Below are 18,180 nucleotides of genomic sequence, written 5' to 3'. Positions count from 1 at the left end.
GGCTCAATGGACGCGCCGCGCCGCCCATTCGGCAACCGGCCGCGCGCGGGAGAACAGGAAGCCCTGCCCCAGCTCGCAACCCATTTCCAGCAGGCACTCGCGCTGCTCGACGGTCTCCACGCCCTCGGCGATCACATCCATGCCCAGGGTGCGCGCCATCGCCAGCACCGCGCGCACTACCGGCGCGCTGCCACCGCGATCCCCACGCTGCAGGGCGCTCACGAACGAGCGATCGATCTTCAGTGTGTGCAGCGGGAAACGGTGCAGGTAGCTCAGCGAGGAATAGCCGGTACCGAAGTCGTCCAGCGCGGCCACGACCCCGGCGGCGCGCAGCGCTTCCAGGGTGACGCGCACCTGTTCGGGATTGTCGAGCAGTGCGCCTTCGGTGACCTCCACGCGGACACGCTCATGCGGCAGGTCGTAGGTATCGAACAACTCGATCATCTGTCCCGCCAGCACGGGCGAGCGGAAGTGCCGGGGTGACACGTTCAGGGTGACGTAAGTGCTGTCGTCACCCAGCATCCCGATTTCGCGGCAGGTGCGCTCGAACATCTGCCAATCGATCTGCTCGACGCTGCCGTTTTCCTCCGCCACCCCCAGGAACTCGCCCGGCGACACCAGGCCGCGCCGGGGGTGGCGCCAGCGTATCAACGCCTCGTAGCCGACGACGTGCTCGTCGGACAGGCGCACGATCGGCTGGAAGTGCGGCTCGAACTCATAACGCTGGATGGCACGGCGCAGGTCGCTCTCCAGCTCCAGCAGTTTGAGCGCTTCCTGATGGAGGCGCTCGTCGAAGATCTCGAAGCGCTGGCGGCCGTGCGCCTTGGCGCGGTACATGGCCACGTCGGCATCGCGCAGCAGTTCCTCCGCCAGGCGGTAACGCGAATTGCCCAACGCGATGCCGATGCTCGCCGAAGTGAACAGCTCCTTGCCGCCGATGTGCATTGGCTCGCTCAGCGATGCGATCGCCCGTTCCGCCACATGGATCGCGTCCTCGGGCAGGTTGACGTCCTCCAGCAACACCGCGAACTCGTCCCCGCCCAGGCGAGCAACGACATCGAAGGGCCGCACGCAAGCGGCCAGTCTTTGTCCCGCTTCCTTGAGCATTTCATCGCCGGCCAGGTGCCCGACGCTGTCGTTGACCACTTTGAAACGGTCGAGATCGAGGAACAGCACGGCGAAGCGATGGCCCGGGTTGCGTTCGAGCCGCGCGAGCGACCGCTCGATCGCCCCATACAGGTAACTGCGATTGGGCAAGCCGGTGAGCGAGTCGTGCATGGTCTCGTGCATCAGCTGCTGTTCGGCCCGTTCGCGCTCGCCGATCTGTTCACGCAGCTCGCTCACGGCCTGGGCCAGTTCGCCCGTGCGCGCGGCCACGCGATGCTCGAGTTCAGCCTGCGCCTGCTTGCGGTCGAGCGCCGTCAGGATGTGCTGGGCCACATAGGCCAGCAGGGCGCGATCCTCCGTGCCGTAGCGCTCGTTGGCGTCATAGCTCTGGACCAGCACCGCCCCGCGCACCTTGCCCTCGGTCACCATCGGCACGCCAAGAATGTCCTCGAAGGCAGCGCCTACGAGCGCGCCTTCGCGGATGCCGAGCTGTCGCGTTACCTGCCCCGGGCTACCCATCACCATGTGCCCGCTGCGGATCACTCCGAAAGTGATGCTGTCGCGCATGTCCGCTTCCGGGATCTCCACTTGCGGATCGACGATGCCCGGGTCCTTCTCGTCGGCGTGGTAGATGAAGCGCAGCGTCTCGCGCTCGGCGTCGTACAACGCGATGATGAAGTTGCGCGCGTACATCAGTTCGCCGACCACCCTGTGGATGCGTCGCAGCATCCTGTTCATGGGCAGGTCGCTGCTGGCGAGGTCGGCAATCGTGTAGAGCGCGGACTGCACTTTTTCGCCGCGCTGGCGCTCCACTACTTCCGCCATCAACGCGCTGGTCCGTTCCTGCACCCGATGTTCCAGCTCTTCCTGCGCCTGCTTGCGCCGCAATGCGGTCAGGATGTGCTGGGCGACGAATCCCAGCAGGGCGCGATCCTCTTCGTCATAACGGTTCGCACGGTCGTAGCTCTGTACCACTATGGCGCCGAGGACCACGCCCTCGGCGACCATGGGCACGCCCAGCCAGTCGGCGCTGTCGGGGCCCAGTTTGCCGGGTGGAGCGAGGCCGAACTGCTCCCGCAGCTGTACGGATGGCCCCATCGCCGGCAGGCCACTGCGGATCACCGCCAGGGTCAGGCTTTCGGGAACGTCGGCCGTGGGAACCTCCTGACCCACCTCCAGCCCACGCAGCCCCTTCTCATCCGCGGCATACACGAACCGCAGGGTGTCGCGGTCCGGAGCATGCAGGGCGATCAGGAAGTTCTGCGCATACATCAGCCCGGCCACCACCGCATGCGTGCGGCGAAGCATCTCCTGCATGTCGAGTTCGCTGCTGGCGAGGTCGGCGATCGAATACAGCGCGCGCTGCAGTCGCGCCGCCTTGCCCATGCGTCCAGTGGCGTGATGTGCCGCCACGAGTTCGATCTCGGCGCGCATGCGCGCTGCGAGCAGGGTAAGAAAATCGAGCAGCCCCGGGGGAGTGCCACCTGCCTGGGCGCACGCCTCGGGCCATTCCGCGACAAACACGGCCCGCGCATAGTCCAGTGCGTGGGCAATCCGCACCCAGCCATCGCGGACGATGTCGCCCGTGACGCTCGCGTGACGTTGCTGGGCCGTTTCGATCAGCAACGCCTCTTCACGCGACAACGGTGTCGTGGGCCACTGATGCCGACGCAGTTGCCCCTCCTGGGTCGTGCCGGAAACCCACACCAAGCGCGTGTCGCGGCAGCCGAACATGGTTTCGGCCAACCGCAGCACGATCGCGTCGACTTCTCCCGGCCTCGTCGGCGCCTCGGGGATCGATACCCCCTCCAATACGCGCGCGGAAGGGGACGCGGAATTCCCGTGCCCCTCCGACATCTGGAATGACTTGGCCATGCCACCCATACCAACGCCGCAACGGGCGTGAAGCGGCCTTAGTCCGAGCGGCCGATCCAGCCGTCGGTGCCCATGGTCCAGATGCTACGCCAATGCGGCCTGGTGCACTCCCGCTACCGCCCGTCCCGACGGATCCGCCATCGCCGCGAACGCCGCGTCCCACGCGATCGCGGCCGGCGAGGAGCACGCGATCGACTTGCCGCCTGGCACCGTCTGCGCGCAGGCCACGCCCGGGAAGAACTGCTCGAAAATGTGCCGGTACAGGTAAGCCTCCTTGCCCTGCGGCGGGTTGACGGGGAAGCGGCTCGCGGCGGCGGCAAACACACGGTCGCTCACCTGCGCCTGGGCATGCGCCTTGAGGCCATCGATCCAGCCGTAGCCGACCCCGTCGCTGAACTGCTCCTTCTGCCGCCACAGGATCGAATCGGGCAGGTAGCCCGCGAAGGCCTCCCGCAGGATCGCCTTTTCGATGCGCCGCGCGCCCTGGGCGTCGACGCCGGCCATCTTGAACCGGGCGTCCATCCGCATCGCGACATCGAGGAATTCACGGTCGAGGAACGGAACGCGCGGCTCCACGCCCCAGGCCATCATCGATTTGTTGGCACGCAGGCAATCATGACTGTGCAGTGCGTCGAGCTTGCGGATGGTTTCCTCATGGAACTCGCGGGCGTTCGGCGCCTTGTGGAAATACAGGTAACCGCCGAACACCTCGTCGCTGCCCTCGCCCGAGAGCACCATCTTCACGCCCATCGCCTTGATCCGGCGCGCCAGCAGGAACATCGGCGTCGAGGCGCGGATCGTGGTGACGTCGTAGGTCTCGATGTGCCGGATCACTTCCGGCAGGGCGTCGAGGCCCTCCTCGAAGGTGTACGTGAAACCGTGGTGCACCGTCCCGAGCGCCGCCGCGGCGACTTCCGCCGCGGCCAGGTCCGGCGATCCCTCCAGGCCGATCGCGAAGGAATGCAGGCGCGGCCACCACGCTTCGGCCTGGTCGTCGTCCTCGACGCGACGGCGCGCATAGCGTGCCGCGACCGCGGCGACCAGCGACGAGTCCAGTCCGCCCGACAGCAGCACGCCGTAGGGCACGTCGCTCATCAGCTGGCGATGCACGGCGCGCTCGAATGCCTCGCGCAGCTCCTGCTTCGCCACTTCCACCCCTTGGGTCACGGCGTAGTCGCGCCACGGCGCGGCGTAGTAGCGCACCAGCTCGCCCCTGGAACTGTCGAAGTAATGACCCGGCGGGAACTGCGCGACGTCGGCGCAGATGTCGGCCAGGGCCTTCATTTCCGAGGCCACGCACAAGCGGCCCTCGGCATCGTGGCCCCAGTACAGCGGACATACCCCGATCGGATCGCGCGCGATCACGTAGCGCTGCCGTGGGCGGTCCCACAGGGCGAAGGCGAAGATGCCATTCAACGCGTTCAACCATGCGCCGATGTCGTCGCTGGCGCCGCTTGCACTGGCTGCGTACAGCGCGTTGATGACTTCGCAGTCGGAGCCGGTCTGGAACGCATACGGCTTGGGCAGCTGCTGCTCCAGTTCGCGATGGTTGTAGATCTCGCCGTTGACGGCCAGCACCAGCCCGCCATCTTCCGAGCGCAGAGGCTGCGCGCCACCGGCGGGATCGACGATCGCCAGGCGTTCGTGGACAAGGATCGTGCCTTCGTCCTGGTACACCCCGCTCCAGTCCGGTCCACGATGGCGCTGGCGTTGGGACAGCTCCAGCGCGCGCCGGCGCAGGACGTGGAGATCGTCGCCGGCCTGCAGGCCGAAAATGCCGAGGATGGAACACATGCAGGACTCCTTTGTTTTCCTGGGTTTTGAAGGGACGAAAACGAAGAAGCCCGCGCTTTTGGCGCGGGCTTCGTGAGCGATTGAGCGGTCGGTAACGCGCGCTAATCGCCGGCCCGCGGGAGGCTGGCGTTATTGCGGTTGTTATTGTTCAGGCGGGCCACGGGCATGCGGCCGCGAAGCGCGGCGAAGGACATGCGATCAAGGGCCTGCAGGGATGTCATGGATCGATCCTGCTTGAGGCGGGCGCCGCTTGCAAGCGATCGTTTCGGTTGAAACGGCGGCGACGGCCACTTCGGCTAAGCTTCGTCGCGGAGGGAACACCCATGATGAAATGGATCCGGCGGGGGCTGCTCGCCCTTTTGCTGTTGCTTGTTGTCCTGGCGGTGACGGCCTGGTGGCTGTTGCGCGGGAGCCTGCCCAAGCTCGATGGCGAGCTGTCGCTGACCGGCCTGTCCGCGCCCGTGACGGTGCAGCGAGACAAGCTTGGCGTGGTCACCATCGAAGCGGCGAACCAGGCGGACGCCATGCGTGCGCTCGGCTACGTGCATGCGCAGGAACGCTACTTCGAGATGGACCTGCTGCGCCGCACCGCCGCGGGCGAGCTCGCCGAACTGTTCGGTCCCATCGCGGTCGGTCTCGACAAGCAACACCGCATCCATCGCTTCCGCGCCCGCGTGGACGCGAACCTCGACGAGATCGTCGGCACGCACCGGCCGCAGATGCAGGCCTATGTCGAGGGCGTTAATGCCGGCCTGGGCGATCTCAAGGTCCGGCCATGGCCTTATCTGCTGCTGCGCACGCAACCCAAGCCGTGGCGACTCAGCGATTCGCCGCTGGTCGCCTACGCGATGTACTTCGATCTGCAGGATGGCGAGAACGCACGCGAACTGGCGCTGTGGAAAATGCGCCCGCACCTGCCACCCGCGCTGTTCACGCTGCTCACACACGACGGCAGCCGCTGGGACGCGCCGTTGACAGGCGGACCGCGCGGCGACGCCGCACTGCCGACGGCGGACGAAGTCGACCTGCGCAAGCTTCCCCACCCTGCAAAGCCGGGTGATGCGAAGCCCATGCCGCGGGTGATCGGCAGCAACAACTTCGCCGTGTCCGGGGAGGTCACCCGCGATGGCCGCGCGATCGTCGCCGACGACATGCACCTGGGCCTGCGCGCGCCGAACATCTGGTTCCGCGCGCAGTTGCATTATCCCGACGCGCAGGCCCCCGGCGGGCGCGTGGACATTGGCGGCTTCACCCTACCCGGCCTTCCGTTCACGGTCGTGGGCAGCACCGGCCACGTGGCATGGGCCTTCACCAACAGCTATGTCGATACGCTCGACTGGGCGGTGCAGGACGTGTGCGCCGCGAAAGCGACCTCGTCGTGCGTTCCGTCGGTGCACCACGCCGAGACGATCGCGGTGGCCGGTGCGAAGCCGGTCGATTACGACGTCGAGGAAACCGCCTGGGGTCCCGTCATGGCGCACGACGCCCGCGGCCGCGCGCTGGCCTTGCGCTGGGCGGCGCACCTGCCCGGATCGCTGAACCTCAACCTGGTCGAACTGACGCACGCGCAGTCGCTGGCCGACGCCGTGGCGATCACCCGCAACGTCGCGATTCCCGCGCAGAACATGCTGATCGCCGACAGCCAGGGGCAGATCGGCTGGCGCTGGCTCGGGCCCATCCCGGTGCGCGATGCCGCATGCGACGCGGCGCAACCCGTCGAATTCACCGGTCCGGTTTCCCCGTGCCCGGCGTGGCCCATCAGTACCTCGCGTGCGCCGCTGCTTACACCGACGCATGGACGGCTGTGGACCGCCAACAATCGCGTTGCCGGCGATGAAGTACTGAAGATGGCAGGCGATGGCGGCAGCACGCTGGGCGCTCGCGCGAAGCAGATCCGCGACGACCTGTTCGCGAAGTCGCGACTGGACGAACGCGACCTGCTCGCAGTCCAGCTCGATGACCGTGCCCTGTTCCTGCAGCCGTGGTGGCAGCTGCTGCGCGACGAAGCCGCGCGCACCAGGGCGCCAGCCATCGGCGAACTGGCGGCCGCGGCCGCGACATGGCAGGGCCGTGCGAGCACCGACTCGGTGAGTTACCGCATCACTCGCGCCTGGCGAAGGGCCGTGAGCGATCGCGTGGTCGATGGGTTGACCGCGCCCGCGCAGGTCGCACTGGGCAAGGACTTCGTGTTGCCGGGATTGCAGCAGCAGGAAAGCTTCGTCTGGCCGCTGGTGACACAGCGTCCCGCGCACCTGCTCTCGCCGCGCTATGCCGACTGGGATGCGCTGCTCGAAGATGCCGCACGCGAAGTGCGCGACACCCTGAAGCAGCAGGGCCCGCTGTCCGCGCGCACCTGGGGCGAACAGAACACGGCGAAGATATGCCACCCGCTGGCGCGGGCCCTGCCCTCGTTCGCCCGCGGTGCGCTGTGCATGCCATTCGAATCGCTTGCGGGCGATGTCGCCATGCCGCGCGTGCAGGCGCCCGACTTCGGCGCATCCGAACGCATGGTGGTGTCGCCCGGCCACGAGGCCGACGGCATCATCCACATGCCCGGTGGCCAGAGCGGCAATCCGCTGTCGCCGTTCTGGGGCGCGGGCCATGACGACTGGGTGCACGGACGGCCCACCCCGTTCCTGCCCGGCGCCACGCAATACAGCCTGCGAATGCGACCCGCCTCCCGTATCAACTAAGCGCCCGCTCGGAGGAATGCCGCGCGCGCGGCTAGCCAAGGCGAACGACGGAGAGCGCGCTTCGTGATCAATCAAAAAGGCGGGCCAAGGCCCGCCTTCCTGTTTGCGCAATGGGCCCGACCCACTCCCTACGCGAGCACCTTCTCGATCAGCTCGAGGTACAAGTCCGGCAACCTTTCCAGGTCCGCCACGGCCACGTGCTCATCGACCTTGTGGATGCTGGCGTTCACCGGTCCGATCTCGATGCATTGCGTGCCCAGCGGCGCGATGAAACGCGCATCCGAGGTACCGCCGCCCGTGCTTTCCTCCGGCACGCCACCGCCGAATTTCTCCAGCACGTCGCGCGCCGCGGCACGCAACGGTCCTTCCGGGGTGTGGAACGGCTCGCCACCGCGATGCCACTGCACTTCGAATTCCAGGCCATGCGCGCGCAGCACGGCCTCGCATTCCTGCTCCAGCTGCACCGCGCGCCAGTTCGGGTTGTAGCGTAGGTTGAACAGCACCCGCAGCTCGCCGGGAATCACGTTGTTGGCCCCCGTGCCGGCATTGATGTTGCTGATCTGCAGGCTGGTCGGCGGAAACGTCTCATAGCCGTCGTCCCAGCGACGCGCGGCGAGTTCCGCGAGCGCCGGCATTGCCTGGTGGATGGGGTTGCGCGCCTTCTCGGGATAGGCGACGTGGCCCTGGATGCCACGCGCCGTCAGCGTCGCCGACAGCGTGCCGCGGCGGCCGACGCGCAGCAGGTCGCCCAGCTTCGCCGTCGATGAGGGTTCACCGGTGATGCACCAGTCGATGCGTTCGCCGCGCTCCCGGAAGAGGTCGGCGACCTTGCGGACGCCATCGACCGCATCGCCTTCCTCGTCCGAAGTCAGCAGCAGTGCGACGCGCCCACGGTGGTCCGGATGCCTGGCCACGAAGCGCTCCAGTGCGATCACGAACGCGGCCACGCTGCCCTTCATGTCAGCGGCACCGCGCCCATATAGCAGTCCGTCGCGGACTTCCGGGACGAACGGGTCGCTGGCCCAGGCCTCGCGCGGGCCCGGCGGCACGACATCGGTGTGGCCCAGCAGCACCAGGGTTTCCGCGCCTGCTCCATGCGTCGCCCACAGGTTGTCGACTTCACCGAAACGCAGGTGTTCGCAGGCAAAACCCGCGCGTCGCAGCCGCTCGGCGATCAGGCGCTGGCAGCCGGCATCGTCGGTCGTGATCGACGGCCGGGTGATCAGTTCCTTTGTAAGGTTGACGACTTCACTCATGCCGGTCGCGCTCACTTGCCAGCCTTCATGGATGTACCGAAACGCAGCTTGAAACCGTTGTCGCTGAATCCCTGCGTGATCGCTCCGTCTTCGGTGACCACGACGGGTCGCCGGATCAGCTGCGGATACTCCTTCAGCAGCAGTTTCCATTCCGCGTCCGAACCCGGTGCCTTGCGGTTGTCCGGCAGGGTGCGCCAGGTGGTCGACGACTTGTTGATCATCGCGTCCCAGCCGCCGAGCTTGTCCTTCCATTCGACCAGCGTTTCCGGCGATTGCCGGTTGTCGCGATAGTCGACGAAGGCGTGCGCTACGCCGAAGCGGTCGAGCCACTTGCGCGCCTTCTTGCAGGTGTCGCAGTTGTTGAGGCCGTAGAGAGTTGTCATGTCGGTTTCAAGTCGGGTTGCGCAACCGGTCGATGCGCAGGATCAACGCCTCGGCCACGGCATTGCGCGCGAAGGGATTGAGCTGGAACGAGGTTTTCGGAATGAATACGATCTGGTCGCCCAGCTTGCTGGCCGTCCGCAGGCGCAGGGTGATGCGCCGCGGGTTGGTGAACTGGCTTGAATCCACGTTCATCACGCTGGCGAGCGCGATCCGCTCCTCGACGCTGCCTCTCCTGACCAGCAGGTAATTGCCGCCGTCACGGACTTCGTCGGCGAGATCCCAGAGCAGCTTGCGGAACAGGAAGAACCCGAAAGCAGCCATCAGCAGCGGCTGGATCACGAATACCGGCTCCTTGCTCCATACCCCCGTCGCTGCCCCGATCACCAGGAACAACACGAGGATTCCGAACCAGAAGGCAGGAAATATCCGTTTGATGAAGAAGGTCTGTCCCGAAGAAATTCGTTCCATGGTTCCCCTTACTCGGCCAGCCCGCGCAGCAATTCGTTGATCGAGGTCTTGGAGAGCGTCTTCTTGTCCACCTGCTTGACGATGACGGCGCAGTACAGCGAATGCGATCCGTCCTTCGCGGGCAGCTGTCCGGAAACGACCACGCTGTAAGGAGGCACGGAACCGTAGCTGATCTCGCCCGTGGCGCGGTTGTAGACGCGCGTGCTCTGGCCCAGGAAAACACCCATGCCGATCACGCTGTGATGGCCGACGACGAAGCCTTCCACCACCTCCGAACGCGCGCCGATGAAGCAATGGTCCTCGATGATCGTCGGCGACGCCTGCAGCGGTTCCAGCACGCCGCCGATGCCCGCGCCGCCACTGAGGTGGCAATGCTTGCCCACCTGCGCGCAGGACCCGACCGTTGCCCACGTGTCCACCATCGTGCCCTCGCCGACGTGCGCGCCGATGTTGACGAAGCTCGGCATCAGCACCACGTCCTTGCCGATGTGGGCGCCGCGGCGCGCGATCGCGCCCGGCACGATGCGGGCGCCGAGCTTGCGGAAATCGCTTTCACCGAAGCCCTCGAAGCGCGCCGGGACCTTGTCCCAGAACGGCGCCGGCTGCGCATCGACCAGTTGCATCTCGTTGACGCGGAAGTACAGCAACACCGCCTTCTTCAGCCACTCGTTGACCTTCCAGCCACCCTTGCCATCGGGCTCGGCCACGCGGAACTCGCCCTTTTCCAGGCCTGCGATCACGCGTTCCACCGTTGGCCGCGTGGACCCGTCGATCTCGTCGAGGCTGAGCATGGCCCGGCGCTCAAACGCGCTTTCGACCATGAACTTCAGCTCTTCGACGCCCGGGCTCTTCGGTGCGGCCTTCTTCGTCACCTTGCGGGCCGTCTTCTTCTCATTCATTGCTTCTCTCCATCGAGGCAGGCGAGCAGCGTTTCCCGCAGCGCCTGCTGTTGCGTTTCGTCCAGCGGCTGGTCGCGCCGGTCGGTGATCTGGAATACGTCCTCGGCGCGTTCGCCGAAGGTGGCGATGCGCGCATCGTGCACACGCAGCCGATGCTGGCGCAGCGCCTGGGCGACATCGGCGAGCAGGCCGGGGCGGTCGGTGCAGACGAGGCTCAGCATCGTGCGCTCGGCGCTGCCGCCGGCCACGCGGTCGAAACCGATGTGCGCGGCAATGCGGAAATGGCGCAGATGCCGTGGCTGTGCACGGCGCGTCGGACGGATGTCATCGAGCGAGCCGGCCAGGGCGTGGGCCAGGCGCAGTTCGACTTCTTCAGCGCTCGGCGTCTGGCGCGGGTCGGCCGGCATGACCTGGAAGCTGTCGAACACCATGCCGTGCGGACCATCGAGTACGCGCGCCTGCTGGATGGCGAGGCCGAGGCGATCGAGCGTGGCCACGATCGCGGCGAACAGGCCGTCGCGGTCGGGGGAATGGACAAACACTTCCAACGCGCCTTCGCTGCCGCTGACCGGACGGGCGCGCACGCAGCCCTCGCCCACGGCAAGTTCGCGCAGCGATGCCGCCTGCCAGGCGATCTGGTCCGGACGGCCGCGCTCGAAGCCGATCTGCGGCATGCGCGCGAACAGCGCGTCCACCTCGGCATCGCTGCTGCCAAACGCCGTGAGCGTGGCACGCGCGCCGTTGCGCGTTTCCGCGCTGCGTTCCCCGATCGCGACGGGATTCTCCAGACCGCGACGCAGGGCCAGGCGCGTGGCGGTGTAGAGGTCGGCCATCAGCCGGTCCTTCCACGCGTTCCACAGTTTCGGCGAGGTGCCGGCGATGTCGGCGCAGGTCAGCAGGTACAGGTTGTCCAGGCGTTCGCGGTCGGCAACGCGCGTGGCGAAGCGGTGGATCACCTCGGGATCGGCGATGTCCTGCTTCTGCGCGGTCATCGACATCAGCAGGTGCTGGCGCACCAGCCATTCCACCAGGGCGGTGTCGCCTTCGGACAATCCGTGCGCTTCGCAGAACTCGCGCGCATCGACGGCGCCCAGTTCGGAGTGATCCCCGCCGCGGCCCTTGGCGATGTCGTGGAACAGGCCTGCGAGCAGCAGCACTTCCGGCTTGCGCAGTCGCGGCCACACCTGGTGCGCGAGTGCGAAGCGCTCATCGGGCTCGCCGGAGGCGAACGCGGCGAGGTTCTTCAGTACCGCGAGCGTGTGCTGGTCCACCGTGAACACATGGAAGAGGTCGAACTGCATGCGCCCGGAGACACTCGCGAACGCGGGAATCCAGCGCCCCAGGACGCCCAGGCGCGCCATGCGCTTGAGTGTCTCCACGGCCTGCGGCCCGCGCAGCAGGCGCATGAATCGCTGGCGCAGTGCGGGGCTCGCTTCGTTGTAGGCCGGAATGAGCGGCAGGGCCTCGGCGAGTGCACGCGCGGTGCGCGAATGCAGGCCGCGCGCATCCTCGCGCGCTGCCCAGAGCGCGAACAGGGCGAAGACATGGCCTGCGTCGTGTGGCCACGCCGCATCGCGTGCGGCGAGGTAACCGCGACGCAGTTCGAACAGGTCGTCGATCGCTTCGGGCGTGGCCTCGCCTTCCAACTGCTCCTCGAAACGCTGCAACAGCCGGTCGCCGATGCGCAACACCAGCGCGGCGCTGCGGTAGAAGCCCTGCATCATCTGTTCGACGGCAAGATTGTCGGCGTTGTCGACGTGGCCAAGGCGTGCGGCCAGCAGTTTCTGGTAGTCGAAGCGCAGGCGCTCCTCGCGCTTGCCGGCCACCAGGTGCAGGCCGAAGCGCAGGCGCGACAGCGCGCGGCGCTCGCGTTCGAGCGTCGCGAATTCATCGGCGCCCAGCTGGCCGATCGCCATCAGCGAATCGGGATCCCAGGTGCCGATGATGCGCAGCGCCATCCAGCGGAATGTCTGCACGTCGCGCAGGCCACCCGGGCCTTCCTTGAGGTTCGGTTCGAGGTTGTCCGCGGTGTCGCCGAACCGGGCATGGCGCGCGCGCTGCTCTTCGCGCTTGGCGGCGTAGTAATCGCGCGGCGGCCAGATCAGCTGGGGAGAAACCGCGGCAGCCAGCTGCGACGCCGCGTCGAGATCGGCGGCCAGCACCCGCGCTTCCAGCAGGGCCGTAAGCACGGTGATGTCCTCGAGCGCGGCGCGCGTGCACTCCGCGGCGGAACGCACGGCATGGCCCACCGGCAATCCGGCATCCCACAGCAGGGTAAAGAAACGGGCGAGCGCGTCCGCATTCCCGGCCTGCGCATCGGCCTCGCCAAGCACCAGCAGGTCGATGTCCGATTGCGGGAAGAGTTCGCCGCGGCCATAGCCACCCACCGCGAACAGCGACAGGACGGCATCCTGCGGCAGGCAGTGCGACCACGCCTCGCGCACCACGGCGTCGACTTTCTGCGCGCGCGCAGCGAGCAGGCGGTCGATATCACCGTTGTCGTCGAAGCGCGCGGCCAGTGCGGCGTCGTTCTCGGCGATCGCGCTGCGCGTCGCCGCGGCCCACTGCGCATCGGCGACCGGATCGTGCTGGTCGGTCGCCGGTGTGCTCACAGGTCGTTGTCGTCGCCCGGCAATCGCGTGAGGATCTCGACGCCGGTTTCGGTCACCGCCACCGTGTGCTCCCATTGCGCGGACAACTTGCGGTCCTTGGTGACCACGGTCCAGCCATCCGGCAACAACTTGGTATGGCGCTGGCCTTCGTTGATCATCGGTTCGATCGTGAAGGTCATGCCCGGCTTCAACACGAGTCCTTCGCCCGGGCGGCCGTAATGCAGCACCTGCGGATCCTCGTGGTAGACCTTGCCGATGCCGTGTCCGCAGTACTCGCGCACGACGCTGAAGCGTTCGCCTTCGGCGTACTGCTGGATGGCGTTGCCGATGTCGCCCAGGGTCGCACCCGGCTTGACCGTGCGGATGCCGCGGAACATGGCCTCGCGGGTGACGTCGACCAGCCGCTTCGACATCACCGACGGCGTGCCGGCGATGTACATGCGGCTGGTATCGCCGTGCCAGCCATCCTTGATCACGGTGACATCGATATTGATGATGTCGCCATCCTTGAGGACCTTGGCCTCGCTCGGGATGCCATGGCAGATGACGTTGTTGACCGACGTGCAGATCGTCGCCGGAAAGCCCTTGTAGCCGACGTTGGCCGGGATGGCGTTCTGGACCTTGACGATGTGGTCGTGGCAGATGCGGTCGAGCTCGGCCGTGGATACGCCGGGCTTCACGTGGGGGGCGACGACCTGCAGCACTTCGGCGGCCAGGCGGCCGGCGACGCGCATCTTCTCGATCTCGTCCGGGGTCTTGATGGTGATGGGCATCCGAGAATTATCGCCCATGTGGGGCCGGGCTTGGCCCGTCCCCGCGGCAGGTGGGCCTCGGGAAGGGACCTTTCGGCCTCCGGGAGGACCGATCCGGCTGGCTCCCGGGCCTTCGTGGGCCGCGAGGTTGCCCGGAACCGGCGGGACCGGCATACTTCCGCGGCTCTGTGGCCTGCCACGGACCGCCACGCCGGGCGATATGAAATCTGGAGCCAAGGCTCCAGTACGGCGAATACACACCCGCTGCCACAGCCCGTGCCGGGGTGCTCCAGGTCCAACCGGACTGGAGTTCGGTCACGGAAGCAGCGGGGAGGCCCAACCCCGGAACCGTCGCCTTCAATGGCGAGTCGTCCCTAGATGTGTCGCTCATCATGAGCCCGTCGAAGGAGGCCGGTTCCCCATCGGAGTAATGCAATGCCCCAGATCACCATGCGCCAGATGCTGGAAGCCGGCGTCCATTTCGGCCACCAGACCCGTTACTGGAACCCCAAGATGGGTCCGTACATCTTCGGTGCCCGCGGCAAGATCCACATCATCAACCTCGAGAAGACCGTTCCGCTGTTCAACGACGCGATGAACTTCATCTCGGGCGTTGCGCAGAAGCGCGGCGTCATCCTGTTCGTCGGCACCAAGCGCTCCGCGCGCGACGCGATCAAGGAAGAAGCCGAGCGTTGCGGCCAGCCGTTCATGACCCAGCGCTGGCTGGGCGGCACCCTGACCAACTTCGCCACCGTGAAGAAGTCGGTCGCCCGCCTGAAGGAACTGGAAGCCGCTGAAACCGATGGCACCTTCCAGAAGCTGGTCAAGCACGAAGTGCTGACCCTGCGCCGCGAGCGCGAGAAGCTGCAAGCCTCGCTGGGCGGCATCAAGGAAATGAACCGCCTGCCCGACGCCCTGTTCGTGATCGACGTCGGCCACGAAGACATCGCCATCAAGGAAGCCAAGAAGCTCGGCATCCCGGTGATCGCGGTCGTCGACACCAACTACGATCCGGAACTGGTCGACTACGCCATCCCGGGCAACGACGACGCCATCCGCGCCGTGCAGCTGTACGCCCGCGCTGCCGCCGACTCGGTGCTGGAAGGCAAGGCCGCCGCCCCGCAGGCCGCTTCGGTCCGTGAGGAAGAGTTCACCGAAGCCGCTGCCGAAGGCGACGACAAGGCCCCGCGTGGCCGTGCCCCGGCCAAGAAGGCCCCGGCCAAGAAGGCCGAAGCCGCCGAGTAATACTCGCCGGCTTTACCACCAGCGAGTTGCGGCCGCGCCAAGCTGCGCGGCCGCAACAATCGCATTCGCGTTGTGCGGGCCATGGCCCGCCACGCTCTTGCCCTACAAATTTTCCGAGGTAACCCCCATGGCAGAAATCACCGCTTCCCTGGTCAAGGAACTGCGCGAGCGCACCGGCGCCGGCATGATGGAGTGCAAGAAAGCACTCACCGAGAACAACGGCGACATCGACGCCGCGGCCGAATGGCTGCGCAAGTCGGGCCTCGCCAAGGCCGACAAGAAGGCCAGCCGCGTCGCCGCCGAAGGCCGCATCGCGGTCGCCCAGGATGGCGGCAAGGCCGTGCTGGTCGAGATCAACTCGGAAACCGACTTCGTCGCCAAGGACGTCAACTTCATCGGCTTCGCCGATGCCGTCGCCAAGGCTGCGCTGACGTCCGGCGCCGCCGACGTCGACGCCCTGAAGGCCGCCAAGCTGCCGTCCGGTGAAACCGTCGAGGAAACCCGCGCTGCCGCCATCGCCAAGCTCGGCGAGAACATCCAGGTGCGTCGCATGGCCACCGTCAGCACCGCCAACAACGTCGCTGCCTATGTGCACGGCGGCAAGATCGGCGTGCTGGTCGAGGTCAAGGGCGGCGACATGGACCTGGCCCGTGGCATCGCGATGCACATCGCCGCGATGAACCCGCCGTACAACAAGGCGGCCGACGTGCCGGCCGAGTTCGTGGCGAAGGAAAAGGAAATCGAGCTGGCCAAGATGTCCGACAAGGACAAGGCCAAGCCGGCCGAGATCCTCGAGAAGATCATCAGCGGCAAGATCGCCAAGATCGTCAACGAGGTCACCCTGTACGGCCAGCCGTACGTGCTGAACAGCGACCAGACCGTCGAGCAGGCGGTGAAGGCCGCCGGCGCCGACGTCGTCGGCTTCCAGCGCCTGGTGGTTGGCGAAGGCATCGAGAAGGTGGTTGAGGATTACGCCGCCGAAGTCGCCAAGGCGATGCAGGTCTAAGCGACCGCGTTTTCGCTTCGACAAAAACCCGCGAGAAATCGCGGGTTTTTTCTTTTCTCTTCTCCCCGCTTGCGGGGAGAAGCTGCCCGCAGGGCAGAAGAGGGGGAGCGAGCGCAGCGAGTTGCTCTTCGCTGCAGAGCAAAGGCAACAGCAGCTCGCTACGCTCGCCCCCCTCACCGCCCTGCGGGCACCTCTCCCCGCAAGCGGGGAGAGGGTCCAGCAAGCGGGGAGAGGGTCCGGGCAAGCGGGGAGAGGGACCTCTCGACGACGGGCGAACCGCCGGGCTTCAGCTACAATCCCGCCGTTTGTTCCCGCGCCGCTAACCCCCGAGGTCGCCATGTCCCAGCTCGCCTATCGCCGTGTCCTGCTGAAACTGTCCGGCGAGGCGCTGATGGGGAACGAGGATTACGGCATCGACCCGGTCGTGCTCAACCGCCTTGCGCGCGAGGTGATCGAGGCGCAGCAGGCCGGGGCCGAAGTGGCGCTGGTGATCGGTGGCGGCAACATCTTTCGCGGCGCGGGCCTCGCGGCCGGTGGCATGGACCGCGTCACGGGCGACCAGATGGGCATGCTGGCGACGGTGATCAACGCACTGGCGATGCAGGACGCCCTCGAAAAGATCGGCGCCAAATGCCGGGTGATGAGCGCCATCAAGATCAACGACGTGTGCGAGGACTACATCCGCCGCCGCGCCGTGCGCCATCTCGAGAAGGGCCGCCTGGCCATCTTCGCCGCCGGCACCGGCAACCCCTTCTTCACCACCGACTCGGGCGCGGCGCTGCGCGCGATCGAGATCGGTGCCGACCTGCTGCTCAAGGCGACCAAGGTCGATGGCGTGTACGACAAGGATCCGAAGAAGCACACCGATGCGGTGCGCTTCGACAATCTCACCTACGACGAAGTCATCGCCCGCAACCTGCAGGTGATGGACACCGCGGCCTTCGCACTGTGCCGCGACAGCGACCTGCCGCTGCGCATCTTCGACATGAGCCAGCCGGGCGTGCTGTTGCGCATCCTGCGCGGCGAAAACATCGGCACGCTGGTGCGCGGACGCAACGCCGGCCTGTAACGAGCGGACGCTTTCCCCATACAGGTCCGGATGCGAATCCGGCCGCAATAGTGTTGCGGCCCTGCCGCATGACAGGATCGGGCATGGGCCTCGGACACCACCACGACCACGACGGGCATGGCCATGGCCATAGCCATGGCAGCAGCACACGCGCCTTTGCCGTCGTCACCCTGATCAACCTCGCCTACACGGTGCTGGAGGCCGGTTACGGCTTCGCCACCAATTCGCTGGCACTGCTCTCCGATGCGCTGCACAACCTGGGGGACGTCCTGGGGCTTGCACTGGCCTGGGGCGCCGCCGTCATCGCGAAACGCGCCCCTACCGCGCGCCACACCTACGGCTGGCGCCGCGCCACCCTGCTGTCGCCCTTGGCGAATGCGCTGTTGCTGGTCGCATTTTCCGGCGCGTTGGGCTGGGAAGCGATCCGCCGTTTTTCCGCACCGCCGGAGATCCCCGCCCTGCCGGTGATCATCGTTGCCGCGATCGGCATCGCGGTGAACCTGGGCGCCGCTTGGTTCGTGCGCGATGGCCACGACCATGACCTCAACCGACGCGGCGCTTTCCTGCACCTGGTCGCCGACGCCGCGGTTTCGCTGGCCGCTGTGTTCGCCGGTACGGGAATGCTGTGGCTGGGCTGGGAATGGCTGGATCCGGTGACCGCACTGCTCATCGGCGCCGTAGTCGCGCTGGGGGCTTTCGGGCTGCTGCGCGAGAGCTTCAACGCCGCGATGGATGCTGTTCCGCGCGGCATCGACCAGGCCGAGGTGCAGGCCTACCTCGCTTCGCAACCGGGCGTTGCAGCCGTGCATCACCTGCACATCTGGTCGCTGGGCGCGGGCGAGGTCGCAATGACCGCGCACCTGGTGCGCCCCGACGACCGCGACCACGACGCCTTCATCGACCGCATCAACAGCGAGCTGGACGACCGCTTCGGCATCAACCATCCCACGCTGCAGGTCGAACGCGGGGCGGGATGCGAGCACGACCGCCACGACCGCGCGCCGCACGCCCACTGAGGCG

The 18,180-nt window shown here is 67.0% G+C and carries 13 protein-coding genes; 5 read left to right on the top strand and 8 right to left on the bottom strand.

The window, feature by feature from the left end; genetic code table 11:
- Nucleotides 1–3: 3 nt before the first annotated feature.
- Complete coding sequence (locus ACYVGE_RS15220; protein ID WP_460730941.1) at nucleotides 4–2,982, bottom strand: EAL domain-containing protein; 2,979 nt, start codon at nucleotides 2,980–2,982, stop codon at nucleotides 4–6.
- Nucleotides 2,983–3,066: 84 nt separating this feature from the next.
- Nucleotides 3,067–4,776: an asparagine synthase B gene (gene asnB / locus ACYVGE_RS15215; RefSeq protein WP_460730940.1), complete on the bottom strand. Its 1,710-nt coding sequence runs from the start codon at nucleotides 4,774–4,776 to the stop codon at nucleotides 3,067–3,069.
- 323 nt (nucleotides 4,777–5,099) lie between these two features.
- On the opposite strand from asnB, the gene ACYVGE_RS15210 reads away from it, so the two are divergent.
- Nucleotides 5,100–7,469: a penicillin acylase family protein gene (locus ACYVGE_RS15210; protein WP_460730939.1), complete on the top strand. Its 2,370-nt coding sequence runs from the start codon at nucleotides 5,100–5,102 to the stop codon at nucleotides 7,467–7,469.
- Nucleotides 7,470–7,597: 128 nt separating this feature from the next.
- On the opposite strand, the gene dapE is transcribed toward ACYVGE_RS15210, so the two are convergent.
- Genes dapE through map form a run of 6 tightly spaced genes read right to left on the bottom strand, consistent with a single transcriptional unit; the run spans nucleotide 7,598 to nucleotide 13,861 of the window.
- The gene (gene dapE, locus ACYVGE_RS15205; RefSeq protein ID WP_460730938.1) at nucleotides 7,598–8,725 is read right to left on the bottom strand and encodes a succinyl-diaminopimelate desuccinylase; all 1,128 of its coding nucleotides are present in this window, start codon (nucleotides 8,723–8,725) and stop codon (nucleotides 7,598–7,600) included.
- Nucleotides 8,726–8,736: 11 nt separating this feature from the next.
- Nucleotides 8,737–9,108 (bottom strand): Spx/MgsR family RNA polymerase-binding regulatory protein, encoded by a 372-nt coding sequence (locus ACYVGE_RS15200; RefSeq protein ID WP_460730937.1) that lies wholly within the window; start codon nucleotides 9,106–9,108, stop codon nucleotides 8,737–8,739.
- A 7-nt stretch (nucleotides 9,109–9,115) separates the two neighbouring features.
- Nucleotides 9,116–9,577, bottom strand: coding sequence for a hypothetical protein (locus ACYVGE_RS15195; protein ID WP_460730936.1), 462 nt, complete (start codon nucleotides 9,575–9,577; stop codon nucleotides 9,116–9,118).
- A gap of 8 nt (nucleotides 9,578–9,585) precedes the next feature.
- Nucleotides 9,586–10,572: a 2,3,4,5-tetrahydropyridine-2,6-dicarboxylate N-succinyltransferase gene (dapD, locus tag ACYVGE_RS15190; RefSeq protein ID WP_460731090.1), complete on the bottom strand. Its 987-nt coding sequence runs from the start codon at nucleotides 10,570–10,572 to the stop codon at nucleotides 9,586–9,588.
- Nucleotides 10,473–13,088, bottom strand: coding sequence for a [protein-PII] uridylyltransferase (glnD, locus tag ACYVGE_RS15185; RefSeq protein WP_460730935.1), 2,616 nt, complete (start codon nucleotides 13,086–13,088; stop codon nucleotides 10,473–10,475). The genes dapD and glnD overlap by 100 nt, the downstream gene beginning before the upstream one ends.
- The gene (gene map, locus ACYVGE_RS15180) at nucleotides 13,085–13,861 is read right to left on the bottom strand and encodes a type I methionyl aminopeptidase (RefSeq protein ID WP_310053413.1); all 777 of its coding nucleotides are present in this window, start codon (nucleotides 13,859–13,861) and stop codon (nucleotides 13,085–13,087) included. Before map ends, glnD begins: the two co-directional genes overlap by 4 nt.
- Before the next feature lie 414 nt (nucleotides 13,862–14,275).
- Between map and rpsB the strand changes: the two genes are divergently transcribed.
- The 4 genes from rpsB (at nucleotide 14,276) to ACYVGE_RS15160 (ending at nucleotide 18,176) form a co-directional block, all read left to right on the top strand.
- A complete protein-coding gene (rpsB, locus tag ACYVGE_RS15175) occupies nucleotides 14,276–15,085 on the top strand; it encodes a 30S ribosomal protein S2 (protein ID WP_457097271.1) in 810 nt (269 codons plus the stop codon).
- A gap of 127 nt (nucleotides 15,086–15,212) precedes the next feature.
- Nucleotides 15,213–16,091, top strand: a complete 879-nt coding sequence (tsf, locus tag ACYVGE_RS15170) for a translation elongation factor Ts (RefSeq protein ID WP_460730934.1) — start codon at nucleotides 15,213–15,215, stop codon at nucleotides 16,089–16,091.
- A gap of 337 nt (nucleotides 16,092–16,428) precedes the next feature.
- Nucleotides 16,429–17,160, top strand: a complete 732-nt coding sequence (gene pyrH / locus ACYVGE_RS15165) for a UMP kinase (protein ID WP_460730933.1) — start codon at nucleotides 16,429–16,431, stop codon at nucleotides 17,158–17,160.
- A gap of 83 nt (nucleotides 17,161–17,243) precedes the next feature.
- Nucleotides 17,244–18,176 carry a cation diffusion facilitator family transporter gene (locus ACYVGE_RS15160; protein WP_460730932.1) on the top strand — a complete coding sequence of 311 codons (933 nt, stop codon included), beginning with the start codon at nucleotides 17,244–17,246 and terminating at the stop codon, nucleotides 18,174–18,176.
- The last annotated feature ends 4 nt before the right edge of the window (nucleotides 18,177–18,180 follow it).

Source organism: Lysobacter rhizosphaerae (assembly GCF_054779795.1).
The sequence above is the reverse complement of the archived record's forward strand: the minus strand, read 5'-3'. Positions and strand labels throughout refer to the sequence as shown.

Coding starts and splice junctions, on each gene's coding strand:
- ACYVGE_RS15220 (WP_460730941.1), bottom strand. CDS start 2,982: ATGGCCAAGTCATTCCAGATGTCGGAGGGGCACGGGAATTCCGCGTCC.
- asnB (WP_460730940.1), bottom strand. CDS start 4,776: ATGTGTTCCATCCTCGGCATTTTCGGCCTGCAGGCCGGCGACGATCTC.
- ACYVGE_RS15210 (WP_460730939.1), top strand. CDS start 5,100: ATGATGAAATGGATCCGGCGGGGGCTGCTCGCCCTTTTGCTGTTGCTT.
- dapE (WP_460730938.1), bottom strand. CDS start 8,725: ATGAGTGAAGTCGTCAACCTTACAAAGGAACTGATCACCCGGCCGTCG.
- ACYVGE_RS15200 (WP_460730937.1), bottom strand. CDS start 9,108: ATGACAACTCTCTACGGCCTCAACAACTGCGACACCTGCAAGAAGGCG.
- ACYVGE_RS15195 (WP_460730936.1), bottom strand. CDS start 9,577: ATGGAACGAATTTCTTCGGGACAGACCTTCTTCATCAAACGGATATTT.
- map (WP_310053413.1), bottom strand. CDS start 13,861: ATGCCCATCACCATCAAGACCCCGGACGAGATCGAGAAGATGCGCGTC.
- rpsB (WP_457097271.1), top strand. CDS start 14,276: ATGCCCCAGATCACCATGCGCCAGATGCTGGAAGCCGGCGTCCATTTC.
- tsf (WP_460730934.1), top strand. CDS start 15,213: ATGGCAGAAATCACCGCTTCCCTGGTCAAGGAACTGCGCGAGCGCACC.
- pyrH (WP_460730933.1), top strand. CDS start 16,429: ATGTCCCAGCTCGCCTATCGCCGTGTCCTGCTGAAACTGTCCGGCGAG.
- ACYVGE_RS15160 (WP_460730932.1), top strand. CDS start 17,244: ATGGGCCTCGGACACCACCACGACCACGACGGGCATGGCCATGGCCAT.